This window comes from Saccharopolyspora antibiotica (assembly GCF_047200635.1).
In the GTDB taxonomy this organism is placed as follows: Bacteria; Actinomycetota; Actinomycetes; order Mycobacteriales; family Pseudonocardiaceae; genus Saccharopolyspora_C.
On sequence record NZ_JBJZOI010000008.1, the window covers coordinates 195,143 to 219,696 of the forward strand.

General features: G+C 73.6%; 26 protein-coding genes. 17 read left to right on the plus strand and 9 right to left on the minus strand.

Annotated features, from left to right (window positions below):
* Positions 1–75: 75 nt before the first annotated feature.
* Positions 76–1,701 (minus strand): serine/threonine-protein kinase, encoded by a 1,626-nt coding sequence (locus tag ACL03H_RS08820; RefSeq protein WP_412810626.1) that lies wholly within the window; start codon positions 1,699–1,701, stop codon positions 76–78.
* A gap of 255 nt (positions 1,702–1,956) precedes the next feature.
* Here ACL03H_RS08820 and ACL03H_RS08825 point away from each other — a divergent pair, with 255 nt between their 5' ends.
* The 3 genes from ACL03H_RS08825 to ACL03H_RS08835 are packed head-to-tail and all read left to right on the plus strand — an operon-like array spanning position 1,957 to position 5,524.
* Positions 1,957–3,450: a sugar ABC transporter ATP-binding protein gene (locus tag ACL03H_RS08825; protein WP_412810627.1), complete on the plus strand. Its 1,494-nt coding sequence runs from the start codon at positions 1,957–1,959 to the stop codon at positions 3,448–3,450.
* Positions 3,447–4,499, plus strand: coding sequence for an ABC transporter permease (locus ACL03H_RS08830; RefSeq protein ID WP_412810628.1), 1,053 nt, complete (start codon positions 3,447–3,449; stop codon positions 4,497–4,499). Before ACL03H_RS08825 ends, ACL03H_RS08830 begins: the two co-directional genes overlap by 4 nt.
* Before the next feature lie 23 nt (positions 4,500–4,522).
* Positions 4,523–5,524: a substrate-binding domain-containing protein gene (locus ACL03H_RS08835; RefSeq protein WP_412810629.1), complete on the plus strand. Its 1,002-nt coding sequence runs from the start codon at positions 4,523–4,525 to the stop codon at positions 5,522–5,524.
* A gap of 69 nt (positions 5,525–5,593) precedes the next feature.
* Here the strand turns inward: ACL03H_RS08835 and ACL03H_RS08840 are convergent, their stop codons facing one another.
* Positions 5,594–6,052, minus strand: a complete 459-nt coding sequence (locus ACL03H_RS08840) for a peroxiredoxin (RefSeq protein ID WP_412810630.1) — start codon at positions 6,050–6,052, stop codon at positions 5,594–5,596.
* 159 nt (positions 6,053–6,211) lie between these two features.
* On the opposite strand from ACL03H_RS08840, the gene ACL03H_RS08845 reads away from it, so the two are divergent.
* The 8 genes from ACL03H_RS08845 (at position 6,212) to ACL03H_RS08880 (ending at position 13,604) form a co-directional block, all read left to right on the plus strand.
* Complete coding sequence (locus ACL03H_RS08845) at positions 6,212–6,784, plus strand: type 1 glutamine amidotransferase domain-containing protein (RefSeq protein ID WP_412810631.1); 573 nt, start codon at positions 6,212–6,214, stop codon at positions 6,782–6,784.
* A 24-nt stretch (positions 6,785–6,808) separates the two neighbouring features.
* Positions 6,809–7,927 (plus strand): baeRF2 domain-containing protein, encoded by a 1,119-nt coding sequence (locus tag ACL03H_RS08850; protein ID WP_412810632.1) that lies wholly within the window; start codon positions 6,809–6,811, stop codon positions 7,925–7,927.
* 34 nt (positions 7,928–7,961) lie between these two features.
* Positions 7,962–8,291: a DUF2795 domain-containing protein gene (locus ACL03H_RS08855; protein WP_412810633.1), complete on the plus strand. Its 330-nt coding sequence runs from the start codon at positions 7,962–7,964 to the stop codon at positions 8,289–8,291.
* Between the two features lie 93 nt (positions 8,292–8,384).
* Entirely contained in the window at positions 8,385–9,287 is a 903-nt protein-coding gene (locus tag ACL03H_RS08860) for a serine hydrolase (RefSeq protein WP_412810634.1), read from the plus strand.
* A gap of 198 nt (positions 9,288–9,485) precedes the next feature.
* Entirely contained in the window at positions 9,486–10,505 is a 1,020-nt protein-coding gene (locus ACL03H_RS08865; protein ID WP_412810635.1) for a LacI family DNA-binding transcriptional regulator, read from the plus strand.
* 27 nt (positions 10,506–10,532) lie between these two features.
* A complete protein-coding gene (locus ACL03H_RS08870) occupies positions 10,533–11,861 on the plus strand; it encodes an extracellular solute-binding protein (RefSeq protein ID WP_412810636.1) in 1,329 nt (442 codons plus the stop codon).
* Positions 11,861–12,772 carry a carbohydrate ABC transporter permease gene (locus tag ACL03H_RS08875; RefSeq protein ID WP_412810637.1) on the plus strand — a complete coding sequence of 304 codons (912 nt, stop codon included), beginning with the start codon at positions 11,861–11,863 and terminating at the stop codon, positions 12,770–12,772. The genes ACL03H_RS08870 and ACL03H_RS08875 overlap by 1 nt, the downstream gene beginning before the upstream one ends.
* Complete coding sequence (locus tag ACL03H_RS08880; RefSeq protein WP_412810638.1) at positions 12,762–13,604, plus strand: carbohydrate ABC transporter permease; 843 nt, start codon at positions 12,762–12,764, stop codon at positions 13,602–13,604. Before ACL03H_RS08875 ends, ACL03H_RS08880 begins: the two co-directional genes overlap by 11 nt.
* On the opposite strand, the gene ACL03H_RS08885 is transcribed toward ACL03H_RS08880, so the two are convergent.
* Positions 13,565–13,825: a zinc finger protein gene (locus ACL03H_RS08885; RefSeq protein ID WP_412810639.1), complete on the minus strand. Its 261-nt coding sequence runs from the start codon at positions 13,823–13,825 to the stop codon at positions 13,565–13,567. The two genes, ACL03H_RS08880 and ACL03H_RS08885, sit on opposite strands and share 40 nt — an antisense overlap.
* Positions 13,826–13,999: 174 nt before the next feature.
* Between ACL03H_RS08885 and ACL03H_RS08890 the strand changes: the two genes are divergently transcribed.
* From ACL03H_RS08890 to ACL03H_RS08910, 5 genes are all read left to right on the plus strand, one after another.
* On the plus strand, positions 14,000–14,863 hold the full coding sequence (locus tag ACL03H_RS08890) for a helix-turn-helix domain-containing protein (RefSeq protein WP_412810640.1): 864 nt from the start codon (positions 14,000–14,002) through the stop codon (positions 14,861–14,863).
* Positions 14,864–14,867: 4 nt separating this feature from the next.
* On the plus strand, positions 14,868–15,053 hold the full coding sequence (locus ACL03H_RS08895) for a DUF397 domain-containing protein (RefSeq protein ID WP_412810641.1): 186 nt from the start codon (positions 14,868–14,870) through the stop codon (positions 15,051–15,053).
* Positions 15,054–15,291: 238 nt separating this feature from the next.
* Entirely contained in the window at positions 15,292–15,810 is a 519-nt protein-coding gene (locus tag ACL03H_RS08900; protein ID WP_412810642.1) for a hypothetical protein, read from the plus strand.
* Entirely contained in the window at positions 15,803–16,435 is a 633-nt protein-coding gene (locus tag ACL03H_RS08905; RefSeq protein WP_412810643.1) for a dienelactone hydrolase family protein, read from the plus strand. Before ACL03H_RS08900 ends, ACL03H_RS08905 begins: the two co-directional genes overlap by 8 nt.
* Positions 16,436–16,478: 43 nt before the next feature.
* Entirely contained in the window at positions 16,479–17,261 is a 783-nt protein-coding gene (locus ACL03H_RS08910) for an Fpg/Nei family DNA glycosylase (RefSeq protein ID WP_412810644.1), read from the plus strand.
* Positions 17,262–17,264: 3 nt separating this feature from the next.
* On the opposite strand, the gene rox is transcribed toward ACL03H_RS08910, so the two are convergent.
* From rox to ACL03H_RS08935, 5 genes are all read right to left on the minus strand, one after another.
* The gene (rox, locus tag ACL03H_RS08915; protein ID WP_412810664.1) at positions 17,265–18,689 is read right to left on the minus strand and encodes a rifampin monooxygenase; all 1,425 of its coding nucleotides are present in this window, start codon (positions 18,687–18,689) and stop codon (positions 17,265–17,267) included.
* Between the two features lie 143 nt (positions 18,690–18,832).
* The gene (locus ACL03H_RS08920) at positions 18,833–19,978 is read right to left on the minus strand and encodes a cytochrome P450 (RefSeq protein WP_412810645.1); all 1,146 of its coding nucleotides are present in this window, start codon (positions 19,976–19,978) and stop codon (positions 18,833–18,835) included.
* Positions 19,975–21,210, minus strand: a complete 1,236-nt coding sequence (locus ACL03H_RS08925; RefSeq protein ID WP_412810646.1) for an MAB_1171c family putative transporter — start codon at positions 21,208–21,210, stop codon at positions 19,975–19,977. The genes ACL03H_RS08920 and ACL03H_RS08925 overlap by 4 nt, the downstream gene beginning before the upstream one ends.
* 4 nt (positions 21,211–21,214) lie before the next feature.
* Positions 21,215–21,772 carry a hypothetical protein gene (locus tag ACL03H_RS08930; protein WP_412810647.1) on the minus strand — a complete coding sequence of 186 codons (558 nt, stop codon included), beginning with the start codon at positions 21,770–21,772 and terminating at the stop codon, positions 21,215–21,217.
* Entirely contained in the window at positions 21,769–22,260 is a 492-nt protein-coding gene (locus ACL03H_RS08935; protein ID WP_412810648.1) for a hypothetical protein, read from the minus strand. Before ACL03H_RS08935 ends, ACL03H_RS08930 begins: the two co-directional genes overlap by 4 nt.
* Positions 22,261–22,629: 369 nt before the next feature.
* Between ACL03H_RS08935 and ACL03H_RS08940 the strand changes: the two genes are divergently transcribed.
* Positions 22,630–23,493, plus strand: a complete 864-nt coding sequence (locus ACL03H_RS08940; RefSeq protein WP_412810649.1) for a 3-hydroxybutyryl-CoA dehydrogenase — start codon at positions 22,630–22,632, stop codon at positions 23,491–23,493.
* 175 nt (positions 23,494–23,668) lie between these two features.
* On the opposite strand, the gene ACL03H_RS08945 is transcribed toward ACL03H_RS08940, so the two are convergent.
* On the minus strand, positions 23,669–24,391 hold the full coding sequence (locus ACL03H_RS08945) for a GntR family transcriptional regulator (protein ID WP_412810650.1): 723 nt from the start codon (positions 24,389–24,391) through the stop codon (positions 23,669–23,671).
* Positions 24,392–24,554 lie beyond the last annotated feature (163 nt).

Genomic DNA, 24,554 nt, shown 5'->3' on the forward strand with positions numbered 1-24,554 from the left:
GCCGGGGCAGCGCTCACCCGGTGGCCGCGCGGGGTGCGCGGCACGCGGCCAGGTGTCCGGGCGGGCGAGGAGCCGTCAGGCCATCCGGTTGTCGAAGGTGCCCCGGCCGTACTGCTCGAGGGCCTGGCGCACCCGGCGCCCCTCCTGTCGGCGGGCGATCGGCCCGCCGGCGGCGCCGATCGGGAACAGCCGCACGCCGCCGTGGTACGGGCGCGTCGGGTTCCAGATCCGCCAGCCCTGCGCCGGGGAGCCCGGCCGCGCCCACACGGCGACCGACTGGCGCTTGCCGGTGCCGACGAGTGCCACGCGGCTGATCTGGCTCCACGGGATCTCCCGCGCGGCCCCGGCGCGGGAGACCCGCAGGCCCTCGCCGCTGACCTTGAGCCGCAGGCTCGGCAGCACGGCCTTGCCCAGGGACAGCGCTCCGCTGATCGCCAGCAGCACCATGCCGAACTGGGCCAGCGCCCACAGGTCCGGATCCCAGCTGCCGTACCTGCCGACCTGCATCGCCAGGTAGATCAGCCCGAACAGCACCAGCGCCGACATCAGCGCGCCGACCCGTCCGCCGGTGGCGAACTCCGGGCCGGGCCCGTCGCCGCGGACCCGCTCCACCGGGGGAGTCGGGCGGGAAGGGGCGATGCGGGCGGGCGCGGCGGTCGGCTGGTTCGGCTGCTGCGCGGTCGGTTTCGGCCTCGCCGGGATGATCGGTTTCGCGGGGGCGGCCGGGGCCGCCGACCAGTCCGCGCCACCGCGGGCGGGCCGCGCCTGCCGGGCCGCGGTGCCGGGGGACGCCGAGTCCGGGCCGCGTTCGAGGGCCGCCTCGGAGGCCCGTTGCAGCTGCGCGGTGTGCTCGGTGATCACCGCGGTGATCTCGGCGGGCAACCAGCTGTCGTTCTGCGGGGAGGACTCGCCGATCTGGTCCAGCAGCCCGCCCGGGGTGGGTCGACGCGCGGGCTCCTTGGCCAGGCAGCTCCCGATGAGCGGTCGCAACCCCGGCGGCAGCGAGCTCAGGTCGGGTTCGTTGTGCACGACCCGGTAGAGCATCGCTGCCGTGTTCTCGTTGCCGAACGGGCCGGCGCCGGTCGCGGCGAACATGAGCACCGCTCCGAGGGAGAACACGTCGCTGGGCGGTCCGACGTCGCTGCCGACGGTCTGCTCCGGCGAGAAGAAGCCGGGGGTGCCGAGGAAGATCCCGGTCGCGGTGAGCGCGCTGCTGGTCATCGCCCGCGAGATGCCGAAGTCGATGACGCGCGGCCCGTCCGGCCCGAGCAGCACGTTGCCGGGCTTGAGGTCGCGGTGCACCAGCCCGGCGCGGTGGATCGCGCCGAGCGCCTCGGCGAGCCCGGCGGCGAGGGTCCGCACGGTCTGCTCCGGCAGCGGGCCGTGGTCGGCGACCGCGCGGTGCAGCGTGGGGCCGGGCACGTACTCGGTCGCCAGCCAGGGTTGCGCGGTCTCGGTGTCGGCGTCGATGACGGTGGCGGTCCAGAAGCCGCCGACGGAACGGGCCATCTCGACCTCGCGGCGGAAGCGTTCCCGGAACTCGCCGTCGTCGGCGAGCTCGGGCCGCACCACCTTGATCGCGACACCGCGACCACCCCGAGACCGCGCGAGGTAAACAGCTCCCATCGCGCCGCCGCCGATCCTGGCGAGCAGCCGGTAGCCCCCGACTCGGTTTGGTTCGCTGGCCAGCAGCGGCTGCACGTCGAAATCCCCCTTCGGATGGCTGCGATGGCCCCATCGAGCTTACGGAGGACCCCGATTGCGGCGTTCGCGGATGTCGGAGCCGCCGTTCGCGTGCGACGATCGGTAATCGGTTACTCGGCTTCGCTGTGGATCTTTCCGGGCTCGTGATGTTGTGAGTATGCTCCGGCGCACCGTTGCGGCGGGCGGTCGATGCGGATCGAGGGAGGCGGCGTGTCGCAATCCTTGCAATCGGATCCGGATGATGCGGATCCGGTGCGGCAACGATCGGTGGTGCGGCTGTCCCGGGTGAGCAAGCGGTTCCCCGGAGTCGTCGCGGTGTCCGATGTGGATCTGGACGTGCGGGCCGGTGAGGTGCACGTGCTGGCCGGGGAGAACGGCGCGGGCAAGTCGACCCTGATGAAGCTGGTCGCCCAGGTGGAACCCCCGAGTTCCGGGAGCATCGAGATCGACGGCCACCGGGTGAGCTACCAGGGCCCCGCCTCGGCGCGGCGGCTCGGCATCTCGATGGTGCACCAGGAGTTCGCCCTGGCCCCCGATCTGTCGGTGGCCGAGAACCTGTTCATCGGCCACGAACCCGGCAGCGGCGGCTTCATCTCGCGCGCCGCCGAGCGCCGCGCCGCGCGCGGCCTGCTGGAGAAGGTGGGCCTGCGGATCGACCCCGGCAAGCGCGTGGGACGGCTGTCCACCGCGCAGCAGCAGCGGGTCGAGCTGGCGAAGGCGCTCGCGGTCGAAGCGAAGGTGCTCATCCTGGACGAGCCGACCGCCACCCTCACCGAGCGGGAGACCGCGGAGCTGTTCGGCATCGTCCGCGAACTCACCGCGCAGGGCATCGGCGTCCTCTACATCTCGCACCGCCTGGACGAGATCTTCGAGATCGGCGACCGGGTGACGGTGCTGCGCGACGGGGCGGTGGTCGCGACCCGCCCGGTCACCGAGCTCGACGAGTCGCGGCTGGTCGCGCTGATGGTCGGGCGCGACGTGGAGAACCTGTACCCGCGCACCTACGCCGAGCCGGGCCCGGTGCGGCTGAGCGTGCGCGGCCTCAGCCGGGGCGAGGCGGTGCGCGACGCGAGCTTCGAGGTGCGGGCCGGGGAGATCCTCGGCATGGCGGGGCTGGTCGGAGCGGGCCGCACCGAGCTGGCCCGCGCCGTCTTCGGCGCGGAATCACCCGATTCGGGGACAGTCTCGCTGGACGGCGCCCGGTTGAAGATCCGCGGACCGGCGGACGCCATCGCCGCCGGGATCGGCTACCTCACCGAGAGCCGCAAGGCCGACGGACTCGCCCTGCAGCTGGGGGTGGACAAGAACATCACGCTGGCGAAGCTGCCGATGGCGCGCGGCCTGATCGACCTCGGCGCGGAGCGGCGCATCGCCGAGCGGGAGCGGGACCGGCTGCGGATCCGGGTCCCCCGGGTCGGCAGGCCGGTGCAGGCCCTCTCGGGCGGCAACCAGCAGAAGGTGGTGCTGGCGCGCTGGTTGCAGACCGAGGCGGAGGTGCTGTTCTTCGACGAGCCCGGCCGCGGCATGGACGTGGCGGCGAAGTCGGAGATGTTCAGCCAGCTCGACGCGCTGGCCGCCGAGGGCAAGGCGATCGTGCTGATCTCCAGCTACCTGCCCGAACTGCTGAACATGTGCGACCGGATCCTCGTGCTGCGCGAGGGCCGGATCACGGGTGAGGTCGAGCGCGCGGAGTTCTCGGAGGAACGCGTCGTCGCGCTCGCGACCGGAGCGAAGGAGGGCCAGTGAGCGAGCAGCCGGACCAGGGCGGAACCGAGCCGGAAGGCGGCGTGGCCACCGCGACGAAGTCGACCGCGAACCAGGCGGGTCCGCTGGGCGGGCTGGCCGACCGGCTGTCCGGGGCGGTCTCGCAGGTCGCCGCGGCCGGGGCGCTGATCCTGGTGTTCGTGGTGCTGTCCATCGTCGCGCCGTCGTTCCTGACGGCCGACAACCTGTTCAACCTGGGCTCGCAGACCTCGGTGAACGCGGTGATGGCCGTGGGCGTCACGCTGGTGATCATCACGGGCGGCATCGACCTGTCGGTCGGCTCGGTGGCGGCGCTGTCCGGGGTGCTGGGCGTGATGCTCATGGCCGACTTCGGTTTCCACCCGCTGCTGGGGATCGTCGGCGGCGTCCTCGTCGGCGCGGCGGCGGGCCTGGTCAACGGGCTGCTGGTGTCGACGGTCGGGCTGCCGCCGTTCATCGCGACGCTCGGGATGCTCAGCGTCGCGCGCGGCCTGGTGCTCATCGCCACCGGCGCGGTCGCCGTGTTCGGGGCGCCGGAGTCGTTCCGCCTGCTGGGCCAGGGGGTGCTGGGGCCGATCCCGGTTCCGGTGCTGCTGATCGTGCTGGTGGCCGTGGCCGGCCACCTGGTGCTGACGCGGACGCGGCTGGGCCGCTACGCCTACGTGATGGGGTCCAACATGGAGGCGGCGCGGCTCTCGGGCGTGCCGGTGCGCAAGCACACCACCTGGGTGTACGTGGTCGCGGGCAGCCTCGCCGGGTTGGGCGGCATGATCGCGGCCTCGCGCATCAACTCCGGCCAGCCGAACTTCGGCGAGGGCCTGGAGCTGGACGTGATCGCGGCCGTGGTGATCGGCGGGGCGAGCCTGTTCGGCGGCCGGGGCACGGTCCTCGGCTCGCTGATCGGCGCCTTCCTGGTCGCGGTGATCCGCAACGGTGCCGTCCAGCTCAACATCGGCACCTTCTACCAGAACGTGCTCATCGGCGTGATCATCTGGCTGGCGGTGTGGTGGGACTTCTACCAGCGCCGCAAGCTCGCCGGGGACGCGGGTTGAGCGGGACGGGGAGGTTCGCCGCGATGAAGAAGGTCCTGCCCCTGCTGTGCCTGGCGGTGCTGCTGTCCTCCTCGGCCTGCTCCCTGGAGATCCGCAGGCCCACCGGCGCCGCCGCGCAGGAGGGCGGCGCGGTGCGGCTGGCGGTCATCCCGAAGGCGATCGGCTTCGACTTCTGGGAGCAGGTGCGGGTGGGAGCCGAGTGCGCTGCCACCAAGCACCCCAACGTCAGCGTGCACTGGGACGGCGTCACCTCGGAGGACGACGTGAGCGGGCAGCAGAGCCTGCTGCAGGACTCGCTCGCCCAGGGCGTGCAGGGCCTGGTGTTCGCCGCCACCGACGCGAAGGCGCTCGCCGAGGTCACCCGCACCGCCCGCGAGCAGGGCACGACGGTCGTGAACATGGACTCCGGCACCACTCCGCAGCCGCCGGAGGTCCCGGTCTACGCCACCGACAACGTGGCCGCCGCCGAGCAGGGCACCGAGCTGCTCGCCGAGCAGCTCGGCGGGCGCGGGGAGGTGGCGTTCATCGAGTTCCTGCCCGGCACCAGCACGAACGAGACGCGGGCCGAGGGCTTCGAGCGCGGGCTGGCGAACAACCCCGGGCTGCGGCTGGTGGCGCGGCAGTCCTCCAACAGCGACTACAACACCGCCCTGCAGGTCACCCAGGACATCCTCACCGCGAACCCGGGCCTGGACGGGATCTACGCGGGCAACGAGCCCAGCGTGCTCGGCGCGGCGGAGGCGGTGCGCCAGGCGGGCAAGCAGGGGCAGATCAAGATCATCGGCTGGGACACCTCGGAGGGCCAGATCGACTCCCTGCGGGACGGGGTGATCACCGGCCTGATCGCGCAGAACCCGTTCAAGATGGGCTTCGCCTCGGTGGACGCGGCGATCACCGAGATCCGGGGCGAGCGGCGGGAACGCCCGAACACCAACACCGGCTCCGCGGTCGTCACCCGCGAGAACCTGGACAGCCCCGAGATCCAGAAGCTGCTCAACCCGTCCTGCGACGACCCGCCCGCCTGACCGCCCGCCTCCGGACCACCCGGCGCGCGGGGGCGGACGGCGCCCCGCGCGCCGGGTGAGCACCGCTGATCAGCGGCCGCGGCGCTCCCGGAGGAAGGCGAGGGCGGTGTCCGCGTGCGAGGCCATGTTGAACTCGCTGCGCACCACCTCCAGCACCGCGCGGTCCGCGCCGATCACGAAGGTGTGCCGCTTCACCGGCAGCGGCCCGAAGCGCCGCTTCACGCCGAACTGCCGCGCCACCACGCCTTCCCGGTCGGACAGCAGCGGGTAGCTGAAGGAGTTGGCCTGCGCGAACGCGGCCTGCTTGGCGACGGTGTCGGTGCTGATGCCGACCGGCTGCGCCCCGAGTTCGGCGAACTCCGCGGACAGGTCGCGGAAGTGGCAGCTCTCCGCCGTGCACCCCGAGGTCATCGCCGCCGGGTAGAAGAACAGCACCACCGCGCCGTTTCCGAGCAGCTCGGAGAGCTTGCGCTCGGTGCCGTGCTGGTCTGACAGTGCGAAGTCCTCGACGGTGTCGCCTGCGCGCATGGTCCCGCTCCTTGATCGTGGTCGGCCCGGCCACCCTAAGCCCACCAGCGAGCCCTCCGGGGGACCACGCTCTGTTTGCCGTTCCGCCGCGCCGGGTAGGGGACGGCTGAGCGGCGAGGTGCCGTACCCCGTCGCGAACCCTTCGTGAGGAGTGCAGTGATGAGCGCGAACCTGAACGGAGCCAAGGTCGCCTTCCTGGTGGCCCCGGACGGCATCGAGCAGGTTGAACTGACCGAGCCGTGGAAGGCCGTCGAGCAGGCGGGCGGCAGCCCCGAACTGGTCTCGATCAACCCCGGATCGGTGCAGGGCAGGGACGGCTTGGAGAAGGCCGACGTGTTCACCGTGGACAAGGTCGTCACCGAGGTGGCGCCCGACGACTACGACGGGCTCGTGCTCCCGGGCGGCGTGGCCAACCCGGACGCGCTGCGTCAGATCCCGAACGCGGTCCGGTTCGTCGGCGAGTTCTTCGCCCAGCAGAAGCCGGTGGCCGCGATCTGCCACGCGCCGTGGCTGCTGGTCGAGGCCGACGTGGTGCGCGGCCGCAGGCTCACCTCCTACCCGAGCGTGAGCACGGACCTGCGCAACGCGGGCGCCGAGTGGGTCGACGAGGAGGTCGTCGTGGACGCGGGCCTGGTCACCAGCCGCAACCCGGGCGACCTGCCGTCGTTCTGCGCGAAGGTCGTCGAGGAGATCGCGGAGGGCAAGCACCGCGCGCAGGCGCGCAGCGCGTGATCGCCGGAGCGGAGGAGTGAGCCGATGAAACTCGGGTTCCTGCAGGACGTCTACGGGTACCAGGGCCCGTTCGCGACGGTGTACCTGGACACCTCGGCCGACGCGGAGGACGCGGGCAAGGCCCTGCAGCTGCGCTGGCGCGCCGCCCGCGAGCGGCTGGCGGACGCGGGCGCGGACGAGTCGACGCTGCGCGCGCTGGACGAGAGCGTGGACCGCCACGAGCACCGGATCGGCCAGCGCGGCCAGGTGCTCGTCGCCACCGCCGGTGAGGTGATCTTCGGGGAGGAGCTGCCGCAACCGCCCAGGGAGGCCGCCGACGGCGAGCAGGTGCACTTCGGAACCCTGCCGAACCTGCTGCCCTACCTGCGGCTGCGGGCCTCCCGCATCCCGCACGTGGTCGCGCTGGTCGACCACGTCGACGCCGAGCTGACGATCGTCGCCGCCGGGGCCGAGCCCCGCACCCGCAAGGTGCACGGCGGGGACCACCCGGTGCACAAGGCGCGGGGCGGGGCGGGCGAGCTCAACGAGATGCGCGCCCAGAACGCCGTGGAGGAGCAGTGGCGGCACAACGCGAAGGAGGCCGCCGAGGAGATCGCCAAGCAGGCGATGCGGATCGGCGCCGAACTCGTGGTGCTCGCCGGTGACCCGCAGCAGCGCGGGCTCGTGCACGAGAACCTGCCGGGCGGGGTGCGGGAACGCACCGTGCAGACCGAGGCGGGACACCCGGACGGCACCTCGTCGGGCGAGAGCCTGCGCCGCGAGGTGGGCGACACCGTGGAATCCGCGGTGAACGCCCGCGTCGACGAGGTGGTGCACGAGTTCGAGCAGCAGCGTGGCAGGCAGGAGCGCGCCGTGGAGGGCTGGCGGCCGGTCGTCGACGCGCTGCAACGCGGGCAGGTCGAGACCGTGCTCTGGGCCGGCCCGGAGTCGGTGTCCTGGCTGCACGTCGGCCCGGTGCCGAACCAGGTCGCGCTGGAGCGCGGCGAGCTCACCGACATGGGCGTCTCGCAGCCGGGGGAAGCGCCGGCCAGCGCCGCCGTCGTCTGGTCCGCCGCGGGCAGCGACGCGGACCTGGTGCTGGTCGACCCGGAGAAGGTCGAACTCGCCGAGGGCATCGGCGCCGTCCTGCGCTACGCCGCTTGAACAACACGATGAAGCACAGGAGGAACGCACGAGAATGAGCACGACGAGGGAAACCCTGAAGGCCTCGCTGTCCGCCGTCGACTTCCCGGCGGACAAGGACCAGCTGCTCGACTTCGCCCGCGAGAACGGGGCCGACCAGGGCACTGTGGACGCGCTGCGGGCCATGCCGCCCGCCGTGTACGAGAACCTCACCGAAGTGGTGCGGTCGGTCCCGCTGGACAAGGCCGCCGAGGAGGGGCAGTCCGACGCGGACAAGGCCCGGCAGAACCGCGAGCACGTCCACAGCGGACTCGCCGAACACCAGCGGGATACTCCGGTGAACCCGATCGAGGAAGAGATCGGGGAGAACCGCCGGGGCGGCTGAGCGCGCTGCGATCGAGCGCACCGCGGCGTTACCGTTCGGGTGGCGCGTTCGACCGCCCGGGCTCCCCACCGGGCCTGACCTGATGGGCTCCTCATGGTTGAACGCCGCGGTGCGCTCCCTCCCGCGCGGCGCCTCCGCGCGCCGCACTGCCTGCTCCTGCTGCTGCTGGTCCTGATCGGGGCCTGCACGGCCACCGCCGACAGCGGTGCGGTCCGGGGTGACGCGGACCGGCGAGGGGTGACTCGCCTGGGGAACCAGGAGCCGTCGAGCCCCGATCCGGCGGTCGCGGCCGGGGTGCGCGAGGCCGGTGGACGCGCCGACCGGATACCCGGTGCCACCGTCGGCCTCGCCGTGCTCGACCGCGAGTCGGGGCGGCTGGTCGTCGGCGAGCGCGCCGACGAGATCTTCTCCAGCGCCTCGATCGCGAAGCTGTTCGTCGCCTCGGACGTCGCGACGCGCCGCGCGGAGGGGCTGCGGGTGTCCGAGGAGGACGCGGAGCTGGTGCGCCGCGCGCTGTCGGTCAGCGACGACGAGGCCATGAACGGCCTCTGGGAGCGCTTCGACGGGCCCGGGGCGATCGACCGGATCTCCACCCGCTTCGGGCTCACCGCCACCGCGCCGCCGACCGTTCCGGGCGACTGGGGCGGGACGCGGACCTCGGCGCGGGACGTGGTGACATTGCTCGCGGGGGTCGCGGACCTGCCCGCCGACCGGCGCGCGCCGGTGCTGGACCCGCTCGATTCCGCCCCGCGCACCGCCGCCGAGGGCTTCGACCAGGGTTACGGGCTGAAGAGCTCCGACCGCCCGGAGGCGGTGAAGGCGGGCTGGATGTGCTGCGAAGGCGGCCGCCGCACCGTGCACAGCGCCGGGCTGATCGGCCGGGACCACCGCTACGCGGTGGCGCTGCTGTCCAGCAGGCCCTCCAGCGTGGACTACTCCCGGTCCACCGGGGACCTCACCGAGGTGGCCGAGCCGCTGCTGCGGCGCCTCGGGTGACGTCGCGTCCGAAGGGCTTCGCCCGCTGGGAGCCGACGCGACACCGCTCCGGCGCCGGGTCGCGAAGGCCGTCGAACCCGGCGAGCCGGCCCGCCGAGCGGGTGCCCGAAAACGCCCCGCACCCGGCGGCGCGCACCGGCTCGAACGGGTGTTTCGCTACGCTGGCTCCTCGCTGCACCGCAACGAGGGGAACCCACGGTGAAACGGCCCACCATCGTCGACATCGCGCGCCGCGTGGGCGTGTCGAAGGCGGCCGTGTCCTACGCCCTCAACGGCCGGGCCGGGGTCTCGGCTGCCACCCGGGAGCGGATCCTCGACGTCGCCGCCCAGCTCGGCTGGGACGCGGCGGGACCCGCGCGGACCCCGGCCGACCGAACCGGCGCGATCGGCCTGGTGCTGGCCCGCACCCCGCAGGAGCTGCGCGCCGCACCGCTGCTCGGGCACTGGCTCGCCGGGGTCGAGGCCGCGCTCGGGGAGTACGGCCTCGCGCTGCAGGTGGCCCTGCCCCCGGACGCCGAGACCGAGCTCGACACCTACCGGCGCTGGGCCGCCGAGCGCCGGGTGGACGGTGTGATCGTCACCGACCTGCGCGCCGAGGACCCGCGCCCGTCGCTGCTGCGGGAGCTGGAGCTGCCCGCCGTGATCCTCGGGGAGCACGAGCGCGGCGGCGGCGCGGCGGTGCTGCGCGCGGCCGCCGAAGAAGAGGTCCGATCCGTCGTGGAGCACCTGGCCGAGGCCGGGCACCGGCGCATCGGGCACGTCCAGTGCGGCCCCGACCTGGAGCACACCCGCCGCCGCAACGCCCTGCTGCGCGGCCGGGTGCGGGAACGGCTCGGCACCGATCTGATCAAGGCCGAGGCCGAGGCGACGGAGTCCGGTGCCGAGCTGGCGACGTGGCGACTTCTCGCCGCGGACCCGCCGCCGACGGCGATCGTCTACGACAATGACCTCATGGCGGTGGCGGCGGTCGCGCGCGCCGCGGAGCTGGGAGTCCGGGTGCCCGACGATCTCGCGGTGCTGTCCTGGCAGGACTCCATGCTGTGCCGGGTGGTGACCCCGCCGGTGACGGCGTTGTCGCAGGACGTCGAGGACGACGCGGCCGCGGCGGTGCACCTGCTGCTGGAACTGATCGAGACCGGTGCCGCCGACGACCTGGACGTGCCACCCCGCGCGCTGATCCCGCGAGCGAGCACCGGGGGCGCGTCCCGGGCGAGCTGAGCGGGCGGCCGCAACGAGGAGACAGCGGTGTTCCCACGTTCGCGCGGAGGCCCGGCAGTGGCGGGGCGCGGCCCGGTGATGGTCCTGGTGCTGCTGGTGCTCGCGGGCGCGCTCGCGGGCTGCGGGGGCGAACCGGGACGGCTGGTGTACTGGGCCAGCAACCAGGGCGCGAGCGCGGCGCGCGACCGCGAGGTGCTGCGCGCCCAGCTCGCCAGGTTCACCGCCGAGACGGGGATCCCGGTCGAGGTCGAGGTCATCCCGTGGAACGACCTGCTCAACCGCGTCCTCGGCGCCGCGACCTCCGGCACCGGTCCCGACCTGGTGGACCTCGGCAACACCTGGTCGGCCTCGTTGCAGGCCACCGGCGCCTTCCTGGAGTTCGACGAACCGCTGCTGGACCGGCTCGGCGGCCGCGAGCGGTTCCTGCCCGGCAGCATGAGTTCGGCGGGGGCGCCGGGCGGACCACCTGCCTCGGTGCCGCTGTACGGGCTGTCCTACGCGGTGTTCTACGACGAGCAGCGCTTCCGGGAAGCGGGGATCGAGCGGGTCCCGCGCACCTGGCCGGAATTCCTCGCCGTCGCCGAACGGCTCACCACCGGCGGCCGGGCCGGCCTGACGCTGCCCGGTGCCAGCTACGCGCAGAACGCCCACCTGGCGTACCTGTTCGGCGTGCAGCAGGGAGCCCGGTTCATCGACGAGCGCGGCGCGGCCGCCTTCACCGCACCGGGGGCCGTGGACGCGGTGCTGCGGTACGTGCGGCTGATGAGCGGCTCCGGGGTGGTGCGGGCGGACGACGCCGAGCGGAGCTCGATGCCGGCGGCCGTAGCCGAGTTCACCGCGCGCCGGGCGGCCATGCTCATCGCGCAGAGCAGCGCGCTGCCGACCATCGCGGCCAGCGGGATGCCCGTCGAGTACGTGGGGGTGTTCCCGCTGCCGCTGCCCGATCCGCTGCCGCCCGGCGGCAGCCCCGCCCGCACCCACGTCGGCGGCAGCAACGTCGCGGTGCTGCGCGACAGCCCGCGCCGCGAGGAGTCGCTGCGGCTGGTCGAGTTCCTCACCAGCAGGCGCACCCAGGTCGAGCTCAACCGCAGCTACGGGAGTTTGCCGGTGGTCACCGACGCCTACGACGGGCCGGAGTTCACCACCGGACGCGCCGCCGTGTTCGCCGACCTGCTCGCCCAGCACTCGGTCCCGCTGCCGATGATCCCGAACGAGAGCCGGTTCGAGACGACGGTCGGCGCCGCCGTGCGCGATCTGTTCGCCCGCGCGGCGACGGGCGGGCGGGTGGGCCGCGAGCAGGTGCGGGCCGAGCTGGAGCGGGCGCAGCAGCGGATGCGCGCGGCCGGGGGCGCGTGATGTCCCGCCACGGGATGCCCGCCGGGCGTTCGCTGCCCTACCTGCTGCTGGTGCCGGCCCTGGTCGCCGAGGTGCTGGTGCACCTGCTGCCGGTGCTCGGCGGGTTGTGGATGAGCCTGCACGAGCTCAACCAGTTCTTCCTGCGCGACTGGAGCTCGGCGCCGTTCGCGGGCCTGGACAACTACCGGTTCGCGGTGGACTTCGACGGCGCGGCGGGCGCGGAGCTGCTGCGCTCGTTCGGGGTGACGGTCGCGTTCTCGGTGACGGTGGTGGCGCTGTCGTCCGGTCTCGGACTGCTCGGCGCGGCCCTGCTGCAACGGCCGTTCCGCGGCCGGTTCCTGGTGCGCGGGCTGTTCCTGGTGCCCTACGCGCTGCCCGCCTACGCGGCGGTGCTGCTGTGGAAGTTCATGCTCGACCGGGGCAACGGCGCGGTGAACGCGGCGCTCGGCGGGCTCGGGTGGGGTGGCGAGCAGTTCTGGTTGCTGGGGGACAACGCCTTCCCGAGTCTGGTGGTGACGGCGGTGTGGCGGTTGTGGCCGTTCGCGTTCCTGGCGCTGCTGGCCGGGATGCAGGCGATCCCCGCCGAGCTCCACGACGCGGCCGAGGTGGACGGAGCGGGGCCCGCGCAGCGGTTCCGGCTGATCACGCTCCCGCTGCTGCGCCCGATCGCGCTCGTCCTGGTGCTGGTGCTGTTCCTGTGGACGTTCAACGACTTCACCACGCCGTACGTGCTGTTCGACCAGTCGGTGCCCGCGGCCGCGAACGTGGTGTCCGTGCACGTGTACCAGAGCTCGTTCCTGACCTGGAACTTCGGCCTGGGGGCGGCGATGTCGGTGCTGGTCGTGCTGTTCCTGCTCGCGGTGGTCGCGCTGTTCCTGGCCCTGACCCGCAGGGGCGGGCGTGCGACGTGAGGCGCGCCCGCTGGCGGTGCTGCGCTGGGCCGGGCTCACCGCGCTGGGGCTGTTCACCGCGCTGCCGCTGTACGTCATGGGGGTCACGGCGCTGCGCCCGCTGGAGGACGTGCGGGACGGGTTCGCCTGGCTGCCCGCCCGGTTGACCCCGGAGGCCTTCGGCAGCATGTGGTCCACAGCGGACCTGGCGGCGCACTTCGCGAACGGCGCGCTGGTCGCGAGCTGCTCGGCGGCGCTGTCGGTGCTGATCGCCGTGTTCGCCGCCTACGCGGTGAGCCGCTACCGGTTCCCGGGACGCGAGCTGTTCCGCGTGGCCGTGCTCACGACTCAGGTGCTGCCGGGCGTGCTGTTCCTGCTGCCGCTCTACCTGATCTACGCCTCGATCGGGCGGGCGACCGGAATCCTGCTGCAGGGCAGCCCGTTCGGACTGATCATCGCGTACTCGACGTTCTCGCTGCCGTTCTCGATCCTGCTGCTCGTCGGCTACTTCGACACCCTCCCCCGCGAGCTGGACGAGGCGGCGCTCATCGACGGCGCGAGCCCGCTCGGCGCGCTGCTGCGGGTCGTGCTGCCCGCGGCCCGGCCCGGCATCGCGGCGGTGGCGATCTACGCGTTCATGGCCGCGTGGGGCGAGACGCTGTTCGCCTCGATCATGACCGATGCCGGGTCGCGGACCGTCGCGATCGGCCTCCGCGAGTACGCCACGGAGTCCTCCGCGCACTGGAACGAGGTGATGGCGGCGTCGCTGACGGTGAGCCTCCCCGTCGTGGCCGGGTTCCTGCTCCTCCAGCGCTACTTCGTCCGGGGCCTCACGGCGGGCGCGCTCCGCTGAGCCGCGTCCCGCAGCGCGCGGGCGACCTCCCAGCACGCCGCGCAGGTCGGGGCGAGCCAGTCCTCCGCGCTGGCCTTGGTGATCTTCAGTTCCGCGCCGCACAGCGCGGTGCGAGCCTGGCCCGGGTGCGGCGGCTCGCCCGGGTCCACGGCGTGCCGCACCCCGGACACCGGGCGCCAGTAGGCCACCGGCCCGCGCCCGTGGAACACCCCGAACGCCATCGCGCACTCCTCTCGCTCGGTCGGGGGCGGCGGCCCCGCCGGGGGTCGGGGGAGACGCGGGGCCGCCGCTGCGGCAGAAGTTATCCTAGAAATATTTCTGCGGGTATCACTCGGAAGAGTTCTGATCGGTGTGCTAGATCTGGTGGCGCGCACTCAAGTGACCGAAGGAGCGAGATGGCGCCGGAATCACCCCTGGTCGCGGCTTGGGAACTGGGTGTGCGGCTCAAGGAGGCCCGGGAGCAGGTCGGCATGACGGGCACCAAGGCCGCCGAAGCCATCGGTGTCACGCAGAACTACCTGAGCAACATCGAGCACGGTCGGCGCAAGATCGCGGAAAGCAAGCTGACGGCCCTTCTGGAGACGTACTTGCTCGACGCGGCCGAATCCGCCGAGCTCGTGGAGCTGCGCAAGGCCGCGGACGGTCGCGGCTGGTGGTCCCGGTACAGCGGCCTCTTCGCCCCCGAACTGCTGCGCTACTTCGGGTTCGAACACGGCGCGGAGGAAATCCGCAGCTACGAGAGCGGCGTCATGTCAGGACTGCTCCAGACCCGCGAGTACGCGCACGCCGTGCACAGCGGGGATCGTGCGAACTTGCGCGGCTCGGAGATCGATCGCCGGGTCGAGGCGCGGCAGGTCCGGCAGCGCCGGATAACGGGCCCGGACCCGCTGCGCGCCGTGATCCTGTTGACGGAAGGCGCGCTGCGGCAGCAAGTGGGCGGTCCGAGAGTGCTCGCCCAGCAGCTCGAACACGTCCTGGACCTCGTGCACGCTCATGCGGACACCTTGACGGTGCGCGTCATGCCGTTCACCGCCGGGAGCTACGGAGCGATGGGATCATCGACGTTCCACCTGCTCACGTTCCCGAGCACCCGGCTGCGGCGGTTGGCGTGGGTCGAATCGGTGACGTCGTTCAACCTCATCGATTCGGACCTGCGGGTCCACCAGTGCAGCCTGTCCTTCGACGAAGCCCTCGACAAGACGGCCGATCCCGTTTCCTCGGAGGAGATCATCCGCGAGGTGTTGAACTCGATAGCATGAGGCCATGAACGGTCTTCCGCGCGCTTCCTGGATCAAGTCGAGTCATTCGAGCAGCTCCCAGGCGTGCGTCGAGGTCGCGATGGCTCCTGAGGTGGTCGGGATCCGGGACACCAAGGACCGGGACGGCGGCACGCTCGTGGTGCCCCGAGCCCGGTGGGCCTCCTTCGTGCGCACCGTCCGCTCCCGCTGACCCCGCCCTCCCCGAGCACCCGGGGGCCGTGCCGCGATTTCTCGAGAAATCGCGCCCCTCCGGCGCCGGGCGTTCGCGATTTCCCGCGAAATCTCCGGGGGCGACCCCGGGGCCGGGGCGGACGCACCGGAGCGGTCACCCGCTGAGATCGTCCGATTCGCCGGGAGGGGATTAACCCCGGGCCGCGCGGGTAGTCGAGGTGCGTAGGTCATGCCCCCGACGAACGGAGACGCGCACGATGTCGGACCCGCTGGACGCCTCGACGCCTTCCGCCGACGAGGTCGGTCCGGATCCCGACGACCCGCAGGACCCGGCCGAGCTGCAATCGGCCGGTGACCTCGACGAGGACGAACTCGGCGTGGACCCGCTGGAGGAAGGCGTCGAGCCCGCCGAGCACTGGTCCGCCACCACCCGCCAGCGGCCGACGCCGCGCGAGCAGCGGGAGGGCGAGACCCTGGACGAGCGGCTCGCCGAGGAACGGCCCGACCCGAACGACGAGGTGGGCAGGCCGCTCGCCGAGACCCGGATGCACGAGCTCGACGAGACCGTGGACGAGCGGGCCGCCGACGAGGTCGCCGACGGCGTGCCCGGCGAGGGACCCGCGGCGTGGGCCGAGCCCACGGCCCGGCACGGCGCCACCCTCGAAGGCGAGGAGGTCGAGGACACCGGCCTCTCGGCCGTGAGCACCGAAGGCTCCGCGACGGTCCCGCGCAGCGGCCAGCCCGAGGAGGACGCCGAACGGGTGCAGGATGGCTGACCCCGAACCGGTCGCGCTGCCCGCCGCGCACGGGCACGAACCGCTGGCCGGAGACCTGGCCCGGCCCGAGGAGGGTGCGCGGCTGGTCGTGTTCGCGCACGGCAGCGGTTCCTCGCGGCACAGCGAGCGCAACCGCTGGGTCGCCGCGCGGCTGCGGGAAGCAGGTTTCGGGACGTTGCTGCTCGACCTGCTCACCCAGGAGGAGTGCGACCGGGACGCGCACGGCGAGCTGCGGTTCAACATCCCGCTGCTCACCGTGCGCGTGCTCGGCGTCCTCGACTGGTGGCGCGAGCCGGTCGGGCTGTTCGGCGCGAGCACCGGCGCCGCCGCCGCGCTCGGCGCCGCCGTCCGCCGCCCCGAGCAGGTGCCCGCCGTGGTCTCCCGGGGCGGTCGGCCCGACCTGTGCGCGGAACCGCTCGGCGACCTGCGGGCACCGGCGCTGCTGATCGTCGGCGGCGCCGATCCCGAGGTCCTGGAGCTGAACCGGAGCGCCGCCGCGAAGATGACCGCCCCGCACGAGCTGCACGTCGTCCCCGGCGCCACCCACCTCTTCGAGGAACCCGGCGCCCTCCCCGAGGTCGCCTCGGCCGCGGCGGCCTGGTTCACCACCCACCTCGCGGCCTGACGTGGCTCGTGTGGGCGGGGCTCGCGGCGGGTAGTCGGCTGAGGTGCCGGAACTGCCCGACGTCGAAGGATTCCGCCAGGTCGCCCAGCAGGCGGCCGGGCGGGTGGTGCGCGAGGTCCACGTGCACGACGAGCAGGTGCTGCGCGGGGTGCGGACCCGCGAATTCGCCGCCGCCCTGCGCGGGGCCCGGCTCGGCGAGCCGTGGCGGCACGGCAAGTGGCTGGGCGTGCCGCTGGGGGAGGAGTTCCCGCAGCTGCTGCTGCACTTCGGCATGACCGGCCGGTTGTTGCGGTGCGCGCCCGAGGAGGAGGTGCACCGGCACGACCGGGTCGTGCTCGCCTTCGACGACGGGCAGCTGCGCTACCGCGACATGCGCAAGCTGACCGGGCTGCACCTGGCGCGCGACCAGGACGAGCTCGACGCGCTGCTCGGTGATCTCGGCCCCGACGCGCTGGCGGCCACCGCCGCCGACTACCGGGAGCGGCTCACCCGGACCCGGCGCGGGGTGAAGGCGGCGCTGATGGACCAGCACGTGCTCGCGGGGCTCGGGAACCTCACCGTCGACGAGACGCTCTGGCAATCCCGCATCCACCCCGCGCGGAGCACCCACCGGCTGAGCGGGGAGGAGCTGTCCCGGCTCAGCCGGCGCGCGCACGTCGTGCTGCGCCGCTCAGCGCGGGCCGCCCAGGTGCCGCCGTGGCCGTCCTGGCTCACCGGGCATCGGGACGAGCCCGACCCGCACTGCCCCCGCTGCGGCACCGCGCTGCGACGGGGGAGCATCGCTGGCCGCACCACCTGCCACTGCCCGCGCTGCCAGCCCGGATGACGCTCAGCGCGCCGCGCCGAACCACCGGGCTAGGGCCTCCGGCAAGCCAGCCGGGGAGGCCCCCACCCACGCGACGTGGCCGTCGGGGCGGAGCAGCACGGCGGGGGAGTCGAGCTCCGGGCTGACGTCCACCACGTGATCGACGCGGTCCGCCCAGCCCCGGGCCGACAACCCGCCGGTCTGGTCGAGCAGCAGTCCCCGGCCCTCGCGCAGCAGCTCGTAGAGCCGGCCCCGCTCCAGCGGGAGGTCCCGCAACCGGCGCCCGAGCAGTTCGTGACCGGGGCCGAAGTCGTAGCGGACCGACAGCGCCGTCACCTTCTCGATCAGGTGCCGGTTCACCTCCTCGAACTCGACCAGCTCCGTCAGCAGCCGCCGCAGCGCCCGGGGCCCCGGCTCGTCGGTGAGCAGTTCGGACTGGGCGCGCGTGGTCTCCAGCACCTCGGCGGCCACCGGGCGCCGCTCGGCCTCGTAGGTGTCGAGCAGACCCTCCGGCGCCCAGCCCCGGACCTCGGCGGCGAGCTTCCAGCCCAGGTTGATCGAGTCCTGCAACCCGAGGTTGAGCCCCATCCCACCCGTCGGCGGATGCACGTGCGCCGCATCGCCCGCCAGCAGCACCCGGCCCCGCCGGTAGTGCTCCGCGAGCCGGGTCGCGTCGCCGAAGCGGGACAGCGACCGGGGCGAGTGCGCACCGAAGTCCGTGCCCGCGAGCGCCCGCAGCCGCTCCCGCACCTCCTCCAGCGTCGGCGGAACGGCGCGGTCCTCGGCCACCCCCGCCGCCGGGACGATCACCCGGTGCAGGCCGTCGTCCAGCGGCATCGCGCCGAACCGGAACTGCGTCCTGCGGACCTCCGCCATCCTCGCGGCCAGCTCCTCCGGCGACGCGGTCAGCACGCACTCGCAGATCAGCGTCTCGGTCCGGGCGGGCTCCCCGGGGAACCCGATCCCGGCCAGCCGCCGCACCGAGCCGCGCCCCCCGTCGCACCCGACCAGGAAGCGCGAGCGCAACCGCGTGCCGTCCGCCAGCTCGGCGGTCACCCCCGCCGCGTCCTGCGCCAGCCCGGTCAGCTCGGCACCGCGCCGGATCTCGGCGCCGAGCTCCACCGCCCGCTCACCCAGCAGCCGCTCGGTGCGGGGCTGCGGGATCGCCAGCACGTAACCGTGCGCGCTGTCCAGCCGCTCCGGCCACCGGGTGCCGATGCCCGCGAAGAACCCGCCCGCCGTCACCTTCCGGCCCTCGGCGAGGAACCGATCCAGCAACCCGCGCTGGTCCAGCAGCTCGATGCTGCGCGCGTGCAGCCCCAGCGAACGGACCTGCCCGGTCGGCTCCGGATCCCGCTCCAGCACCACCACGCACACCCCGTGCAGCCGCAGCTCGGCGGCCAGCGCGAGCCCGGCCGGACCCCCGCCGACCACGATCACATCGATCATCACGCCCCCTGTTTCCGCAGTTGAGCGGACAGTCTGGGGCAACGCCGGGGTCTTGCCGCAAGACCCGGTGTGCGCTATACCTTGAACATGGCGGGGAGAGCTGACCTCCCCGGGTCACCGGCGAACCGGGGCGACCGGACTCCTCAGCCCTTTCCTCGCGTCGAAGCCTCCCGGATCAGCAGCGACGCCGGACCCCGGTGCCGGAAGTTCCCGCGCCAGCTCGCCGTTTCCGCGGTCACGACCGGGCGCGCCCCGGGACGGGCCTCGCGCAGGGCCGCCACCGCTGCCACCGCGATCACCCGGGTCAGCGCCGAGGCGGGACAGGCGTGGATGCCGTGCCCCAGGCTCAGGTGCGCGTTCGGCGAGCGCTCCGGGCGGAACGACTCCGCGTCCGGGAACACGTCCTCGTCCCGGTTCGCCGAGGCCACCGACAGCAGCAGCGTGTCCCCCGCCGGGATCCGCGTCCCGCCGATCTCCAGCTCCGTCAGCGCGTAGCGGGGCGCGGCCAGCAGCTGCGGCGGATGCAACCGCAGCACCTCCTCCACGCCGGCCTCGGCGTCGACGTCCGGCTCGCCCAGCAGCCGCAGCAGCGTCGACCCCACCGCGTGCACCATGATCTCGTACCAGACGAACAGCAGGTAGAACACCATGCTGGTCAGCTCGTCCGCGTCCAGCCGGTCCCCGGCGCGGGCCGCGAGCAGCCCCGCCAGCAGCGAGCCCTCCGGCGGCGCCGAGCCCAGCGCCGAGCCGATGATCCCGCGCATGTCCCGCATCGTGTCCCGCGCCCGGGGCTCGGCGCCGGGGGAGTGGCGCAGCAGCGCGTCCGCCCAGCCCAGGAACTCCGCGCGCGCGTCCGGGGGAAGCGGCAGCAGCTCCGAGATGATCCGCACCGGCAGCACCACCGCGAAGTCCGGCACCAGGTCAGCCTCGGCGGGCAGCTCCGCGGCCAGCTCGGCCGCCACCGCCCGCACCTCGGGCGCCAGCGCGCGGACCCGCTGCGCGGTGAAGCTCGGCGCGATCTCCCGCCGCAACCGGGTGTGCCGGGGCGGATCGCTGTTGAGCAGGTGCGCGTCCAGCTGGGGCGGCAGGTCGAAACCGGTGTAGCCGCCGCCCGCGTGCGCGCGGTCCAGCGCGAGCCGCTGATCGCCCAGGCCGCCGCGCACGTCCGCGTAGCGGGTCAGCAGCCACGCGGGCGGGCCGTCCGGAGTGACGAGCCGGTGCACCGGGCCCGCCGCGCGCAACCGCGCGAGCGCCGCGAAGGGGTCGGACGCGGTGAAGGGATCCGTCACTGAGCGGCTTCCGTTCCTGCCGTGGGGCGCACCGGGCCGAGCTCGGCCAGCACGTCCCGGACCACCGGGTGCGGGCCGCGGAACGCCGCGCCGATCAGGCAGGACCAGCGCAGCTCCTCGGCCAGGTCGCGGCGCGGGTCCTGGTCGGGGAACCGCCACACCGCGGCCTCCGCGCCATCCACGCCGACGTCCTCCCGGATCATGGCACTGCCCGATCCCGGCCGGTGCCCCGCCTCGTGCGCGCGCAGCCCGGCGGCGATCCGCGCCGCCTCGATCGCGGCGGCCCGCTCATCACCGGTGAGCCCCGCGCGGTCGGCGTGCCGCACGGCCACCGCCACCACGGCCGGATCGAGGTAGGGCCGCAGCTCCCGCAGCAGGTCGTGGGTGGCGACCAGCCAGCGGTACTCGGCGGACTCCAGGCGCGTGTTGCGCATCAGCGCGGGATCCAGCGGCCGCAGCGCGCGCAGCAGCGGGCGCAGGTTCCGGCGCGCCCGCCAGTACCGCAGCAGCCGGGGCGCGGAGGGCAGCACGTAGCCGATCGCCATCACGCTCGCCCCGATCGTCGCGCTCAGCGGCGCCACCACCGTGCTCACCACCGCCAGGTCCCCGCCGAGCCACGTCGCCGCGACCGCGACCGCCTTGAGCACCGAGTAGCCCAGCCCGAACACCACGCCCACCGGCACCAGCGACACGCCCCACCGCAGCCAGCGATCTCCCGCGTGCGGCCGGATCCGCAGGCAGATCAGCGCGCTGCGCACCAATCCCAGCGAGTAGGCGCCCAGGTACACCGCGAGGAACGCCGCGATCGCGGGCTCCCCGGCGTAGTGCGCGTCGAAGTCCAGCACGTGCGGCGCGTCGTGCACCGGGGCCAGCGCGAACAGCACCGCCATGACCAGCAGCGCGGTCGCCGTCCCGAGCACCAGGGTGCGCCCCGCCGGGACCGCGGCCTCCCGCGAGCGGGACAGGTTCACCGAGCACACCTGCAACGAAGCCGTGCACAGCACGATCGACGAGTACACCGCCAGCGTGGAGAGGTTCGGGATCCCGGAGGCCGCACCCACCGCGAGGTAGACCCCCGGGAGGGCGAAGTTGAAGCCGCAGGCCACGAACAGCAGCGCCAGCGTGATCGCGCCGAGCCGCGGATCCCGCGGATCGCGCGAGAAGTCCCGCAGCTTCCACAGGAACGCGCCCAGCTGCAGCAGCAGCGCCAGCGAGTAGACGACGGCGAACACCCGATCACCCCAGGGTCGTCTGGAAGCGGCGCAGGATGTCCCGGGCCTCGTCGGGGACCTGCTGGGAGCGCGGTGACTCCCACGAGCTGATCCGCCGCATCGCCACCGAGGCCATCATCTCCGCGGCCGCCTCCTCGTGCGCGGAGCAGCCGGTGCGGGTCAGCACCCGGTCCAGCACCTCCGGGGGCAGGTCGCCGAACAGCGAGCGCAGCGCGGGGGCCGGGTTCGCCAGCGGGCGGCCGACGTGCCCCCACAGCAGGTGCATCAGCTCGTGCAGCCAGATGTGCCAGCGGTGCCAGCGCGTCGTGCGCGCGTCCGCCACGATGATCACGCAGCCCTCCGGCAGCAGCGCCAGGCCGCTCGGGGCGCGCGGCGGCAGCTCCACCGCCGCGAAGTAGATGTCCCGCCCCAGGTGCGCCCGCGCCCGCTCCAGCAGCTGCTCGGCGGTGAACCGGCGCGGCAGGCCCAGCGCGTCCAGCCGGCGTCCGCTGCGCCAGCGCAGCAGCCAGCGCGATCCTTCCCAGCGCGGACGCGGGGGATCGCTCCACACCATCAGCCTCACGGCCGTTCCCGCTCGTCGGCGGCCCGCAGCGCCTTGAAGCCCTGCAGCACTCCCAGGATCGCGTCGGCCACGTGCGGCCGGTCCTGCTCCGGGAACTGGTCGGTGAGCTGGCGCAGCGCGACTTCCTCGACGCCGTGGCTGCGCAGCTGGCCCGCCAGCCGCCACTGCGCCAGCAGCTCGGGCGCGATCGCCGGGTCGAAGAAGTCCAGGCCCACGCCGAAGAACTCGGCGAACGCGACCACCTCGGTGAGCCGGGGCACCGCGCGGCCGGTGCGCAGGTGCCACATGTGCGTGCCGGACATCCGGACCCCGCGCGCGGTGAGCAGCGCGGCCATCCGCTCGCTGCTGTAGGGCTTGCCGGTCTCGGGATCGGGCTGGTTGCTCAGCAGCTCGGTCAACCGCTCCGCGAAGACGTGCACGCTGATGGAGCTGCCCGTGACCGGGGTGCCGCCGGACTCGGCGTCGGAGGGGTCGGAAGGTGGCCGCACGTTTCGACTGTAAGGGGTCCCGATCTCCGCGACACCCCCGATCCGGCGATGGAGTTCATCCACACTCGTGGGCGAGAACCGTAGATCTTCGCGCTCCCGTTGATATATGATGATGCTGCCCAGGGGGTCTCGTGGGGGCGAGTCGGGGGGCTTGGGGAGAGAGGGGAAGTCGGGCCGGGAAAGCGCGGCCCGGCTTCCTCGATCAGCGCCCGGACTCCCGCTCCGGCCGTTCCGGCCGCGAATCCGCACCGTGTCGTGCAGCACTCCGTACCAGTGGGTAACCGCTCGTCCTGACATCATCGCCGCGTGGTCGGCAGACCCGATGACGGCGACCCGACGATGATGTCGGAACGGAAGGATGCGGTGGGAGTGACGGGAATCGAACGCGTGGCCGTGGTGGGATCCGGGCTCATGGGAGCCGGCATCGCCGAGGTGAGCGCCCGCAGCGGACTGGACGTCGTGGTCTCGGAGGTCGACGAGCGGGCCGCCGAGGCGGGCCGGGCCCGCATCACCGAATCGCTCGACCGGGCCGTGAACCGGGGCAAGCTGGACCAGGCGGAGCGGGACGCCGCGCTCGGGCGGCTGCGGTTCACCACGTCGCTGGACGACCTCGCCGACCGGCAGCTCGTCGTCGAGGCCATCGCGGAGAACGAGCAGCTCAAGGCCGGGGTCTTCGCCGAGCTGGACCGCGTGCTCAGCGACCCCGGCGCGATCCTGGCCTCGAACACCTCCTCCATCCCCGTCGCGAAGCTCGCCGCCGCCACCTCGCGACCGGCGCAGGTGGTCGGGGTGCACTTCTTCAACCCGGTGCCGGTGCTCAAGCTCGTCGAGCTGGTGCCCTCGCAGCTCACCTCCGAGCAGACCGTGCGGCGGGCCGCCGAGTTCGCCACCGACCGGCTCGGCAAGCAGACCATCCGCGCCCAGGACCGCTCCGGGTTCGTGGTCAACGCGCTGCTGGTGCCCTACCTGCTGTCGGCCATCCGGATGTTCGAGAGCGGGATCGCCTCCGCCGAGGACATCGACAACGGCATGGTGCTCGGCTGCGCGCACCCGATGGGGCCGCTCGCGCTGGCGGACCTGGTCGGGCTGGACACGCTCAAGGCCATCGCCGACTCGATGTTCGACGAGTACAAGGAGCGGCTCCACGCCGCCCCGCCGCTGCTCCTGCGCATGGTCGACGCGGGACTGCTCGGCAAGAAGTCCGGCCGCGGCTTCTACGACTACTCGGCCTGAGCCCCGCTGCCCGGGGGTGCCGGGGCGGGACCTCGGCGGCTTCCTCGCCGCGGGAGCGAATTCCCGGGGCCGCGCGAGATCGCCGGCCTCGCGAGGGAGCCGCCGGGCACCCGCGCCGGTGCCGGATCCGCGCGGCCGGACCGCCCGCGGGGCGGCTGGTGGGCCGATCGACGGGTCACGCGGTCGGGCGGCCGGCGGGGATCGTGGCCCGGAGCGCCGCGACGGCGTGCTCCCGGTGGGCGTCCAGGAGGGCGACCAGGCGGTCGGCGGCGCCCTCGGCGGCGGCGCGCACGATCTGCTCGTGCTCGGCGCGGACGCGCTCCCGGTTGTCCTCGGAGTTGTAGTACACGGCGCGGTAGGCGTCCGTGGCATCCCACAGGGTGCGCACGATCCGCAGCAGCCGGGGCATCCCGCAGGGTTCGAGCAGCGCGAAGTGGAACCGGCGGTTCGCCGTGATCATCTCCACCAGGTCGCCCGCCCCGGACGCCCGCTCGACGTCGCGCGCCGCCGCCGCGATCAGCTCCAGCTGGGCCGGGGTGAACCGCCCGGCCGCCACCGCGGCCGCCTCCGACTCCAGCAGCGCGCGCAACCGGTAGACCTCCAGCAGGTCGTCCAGGGACAGCTCGGCGACCGCGTAACCGCGGTGCGCCCGGTACACCACCTGGCCCTCGGCGGCCAGCGTCTTGAGCGCCTCCCGCAGCGGGACGCGGCTGACGCCGAGCTCCGCCGCGACCGCGTCCTGCCGGATCGGACGCCCCGGCGGCAGCTCCCCGGTGGTGATCGCCCTGCGCAGCGCGGCCAGCACGAACTCCTGGGTGGTCGGCGGGCGTTCCGCCCCGTGCCAGCGCAGGTCGGCGCGCGGCGGGGCGGGTGGGCGCGGGTTCGGTTCTGCTGGCATCGGCTCCCGCCGGTCTCGTCGCGGATGGGACCACCGGGCCCGCGATCACTCCTTCGGGAGCCGCGAACCGTGTTGACCCGGCGATCAGCCACTGTATATTGGATCCAATCCGAGAGGCTCGCAACACCGCTCCTCCCGATACGCCCCCTCCGACGCGGCTCGT

What these genes read in the sequence shown, in the direction of transcription:
- ACL03H_RS08900 (WP_412810642.1), top strand. Translation starts at nt 15,292, where the DNA reads ATGTCGGACCCGCTGGACGCCTCGACGCCTTCCGCCGACGAGGTCGGT.
- ACL03H_RS08855 (WP_412810633.1), top strand. Translation starts at nt 7,962, where the DNA reads ATGAGCACGACGAGGGAAACCCTGAAGGCCTCGCTGTCCGCCGTCGAC.
- ACL03H_RS08845 (WP_412810631.1), top strand. Translation starts at nt 6,212, where the DNA reads ATGAGCGCGAACCTGAACGGAGCCAAGGTCGCCTTCCTGGTGGCCCCG.
- ACL03H_RS08885 (WP_412810639.1), bottom strand. Translation starts at nt 13,825, where the DNA reads ATGGCGTTCGGGGTGTTCCACGGGCGCGGGCCGGTGGCCTACTGGCGC.
- ACL03H_RS08890 (WP_412810640.1), top strand. Translation starts at nt 14,000, where the DNA reads ATGGCGCCGGAATCACCCCTGGTCGCGGCTTGGGAACTGGGTGTGCGG.
- ACL03H_RS08905 (WP_412810643.1), top strand. Translation starts at nt 15,803, where the DNA reads ATGGCTGACCCCGAACCGGTCGCGCTGCCCGCCGCGCACGGGCACGAA.
- ACL03H_RS08850 (WP_412810632.1), top strand. Translation starts at nt 6,809, where the DNA reads ATGAAACTCGGGTTCCTGCAGGACGTCTACGGGTACCAGGGCCCGTTC.
- ACL03H_RS08945 (WP_412810650.1), bottom strand. Translation starts at nt 24,391, where the DNA reads ATGCCAGCAGAACCGAACCCGCGCCCACCCGCCCCGCCGCGCGCCGAC.
- rox (WP_412810664.1), bottom strand. Translation starts at nt 18,689, where the DNA reads ATGATCGATGTGATCGTGGTCGGCGGGGGTCCGGCCGGGCTCGCGCTG.
- ACL03H_RS08835 (WP_412810629.1), top strand. Translation starts at nt 4,523, where the DNA reads ATGAAGAAGGTCCTGCCCCTGCTGTGCCTGGCGGTGCTGCTGTCCTCC.
- ACL03H_RS08875 (WP_412810637.1), top strand. Translation starts at nt 11,861, where the DNA reads ATGTCCCGCCACGGGATGCCCGCCGGGCGTTCGCTGCCCTACCTGCTG.
- ACL03H_RS08860 (WP_412810634.1), top strand. Translation starts at nt 8,385, where the DNA reads ATGGTTGAACGCCGCGGTGCGCTCCCTCCCGCGCGGCGCCTCCGCGCG.
- ACL03H_RS08840 (WP_412810630.1), bottom strand. Translation starts at nt 6,052, where the DNA reads ATGCGCGCAGGCGACACCGTCGAGGACTTCGCACTGTCAGACCAGCAC.
- ACL03H_RS08895 (WP_412810641.1), top strand. Translation starts at nt 14,868, where the DNA reads ATGAACGGTCTTCCGCGCGCTTCCTGGATCAAGTCGAGTCATTCGAGC.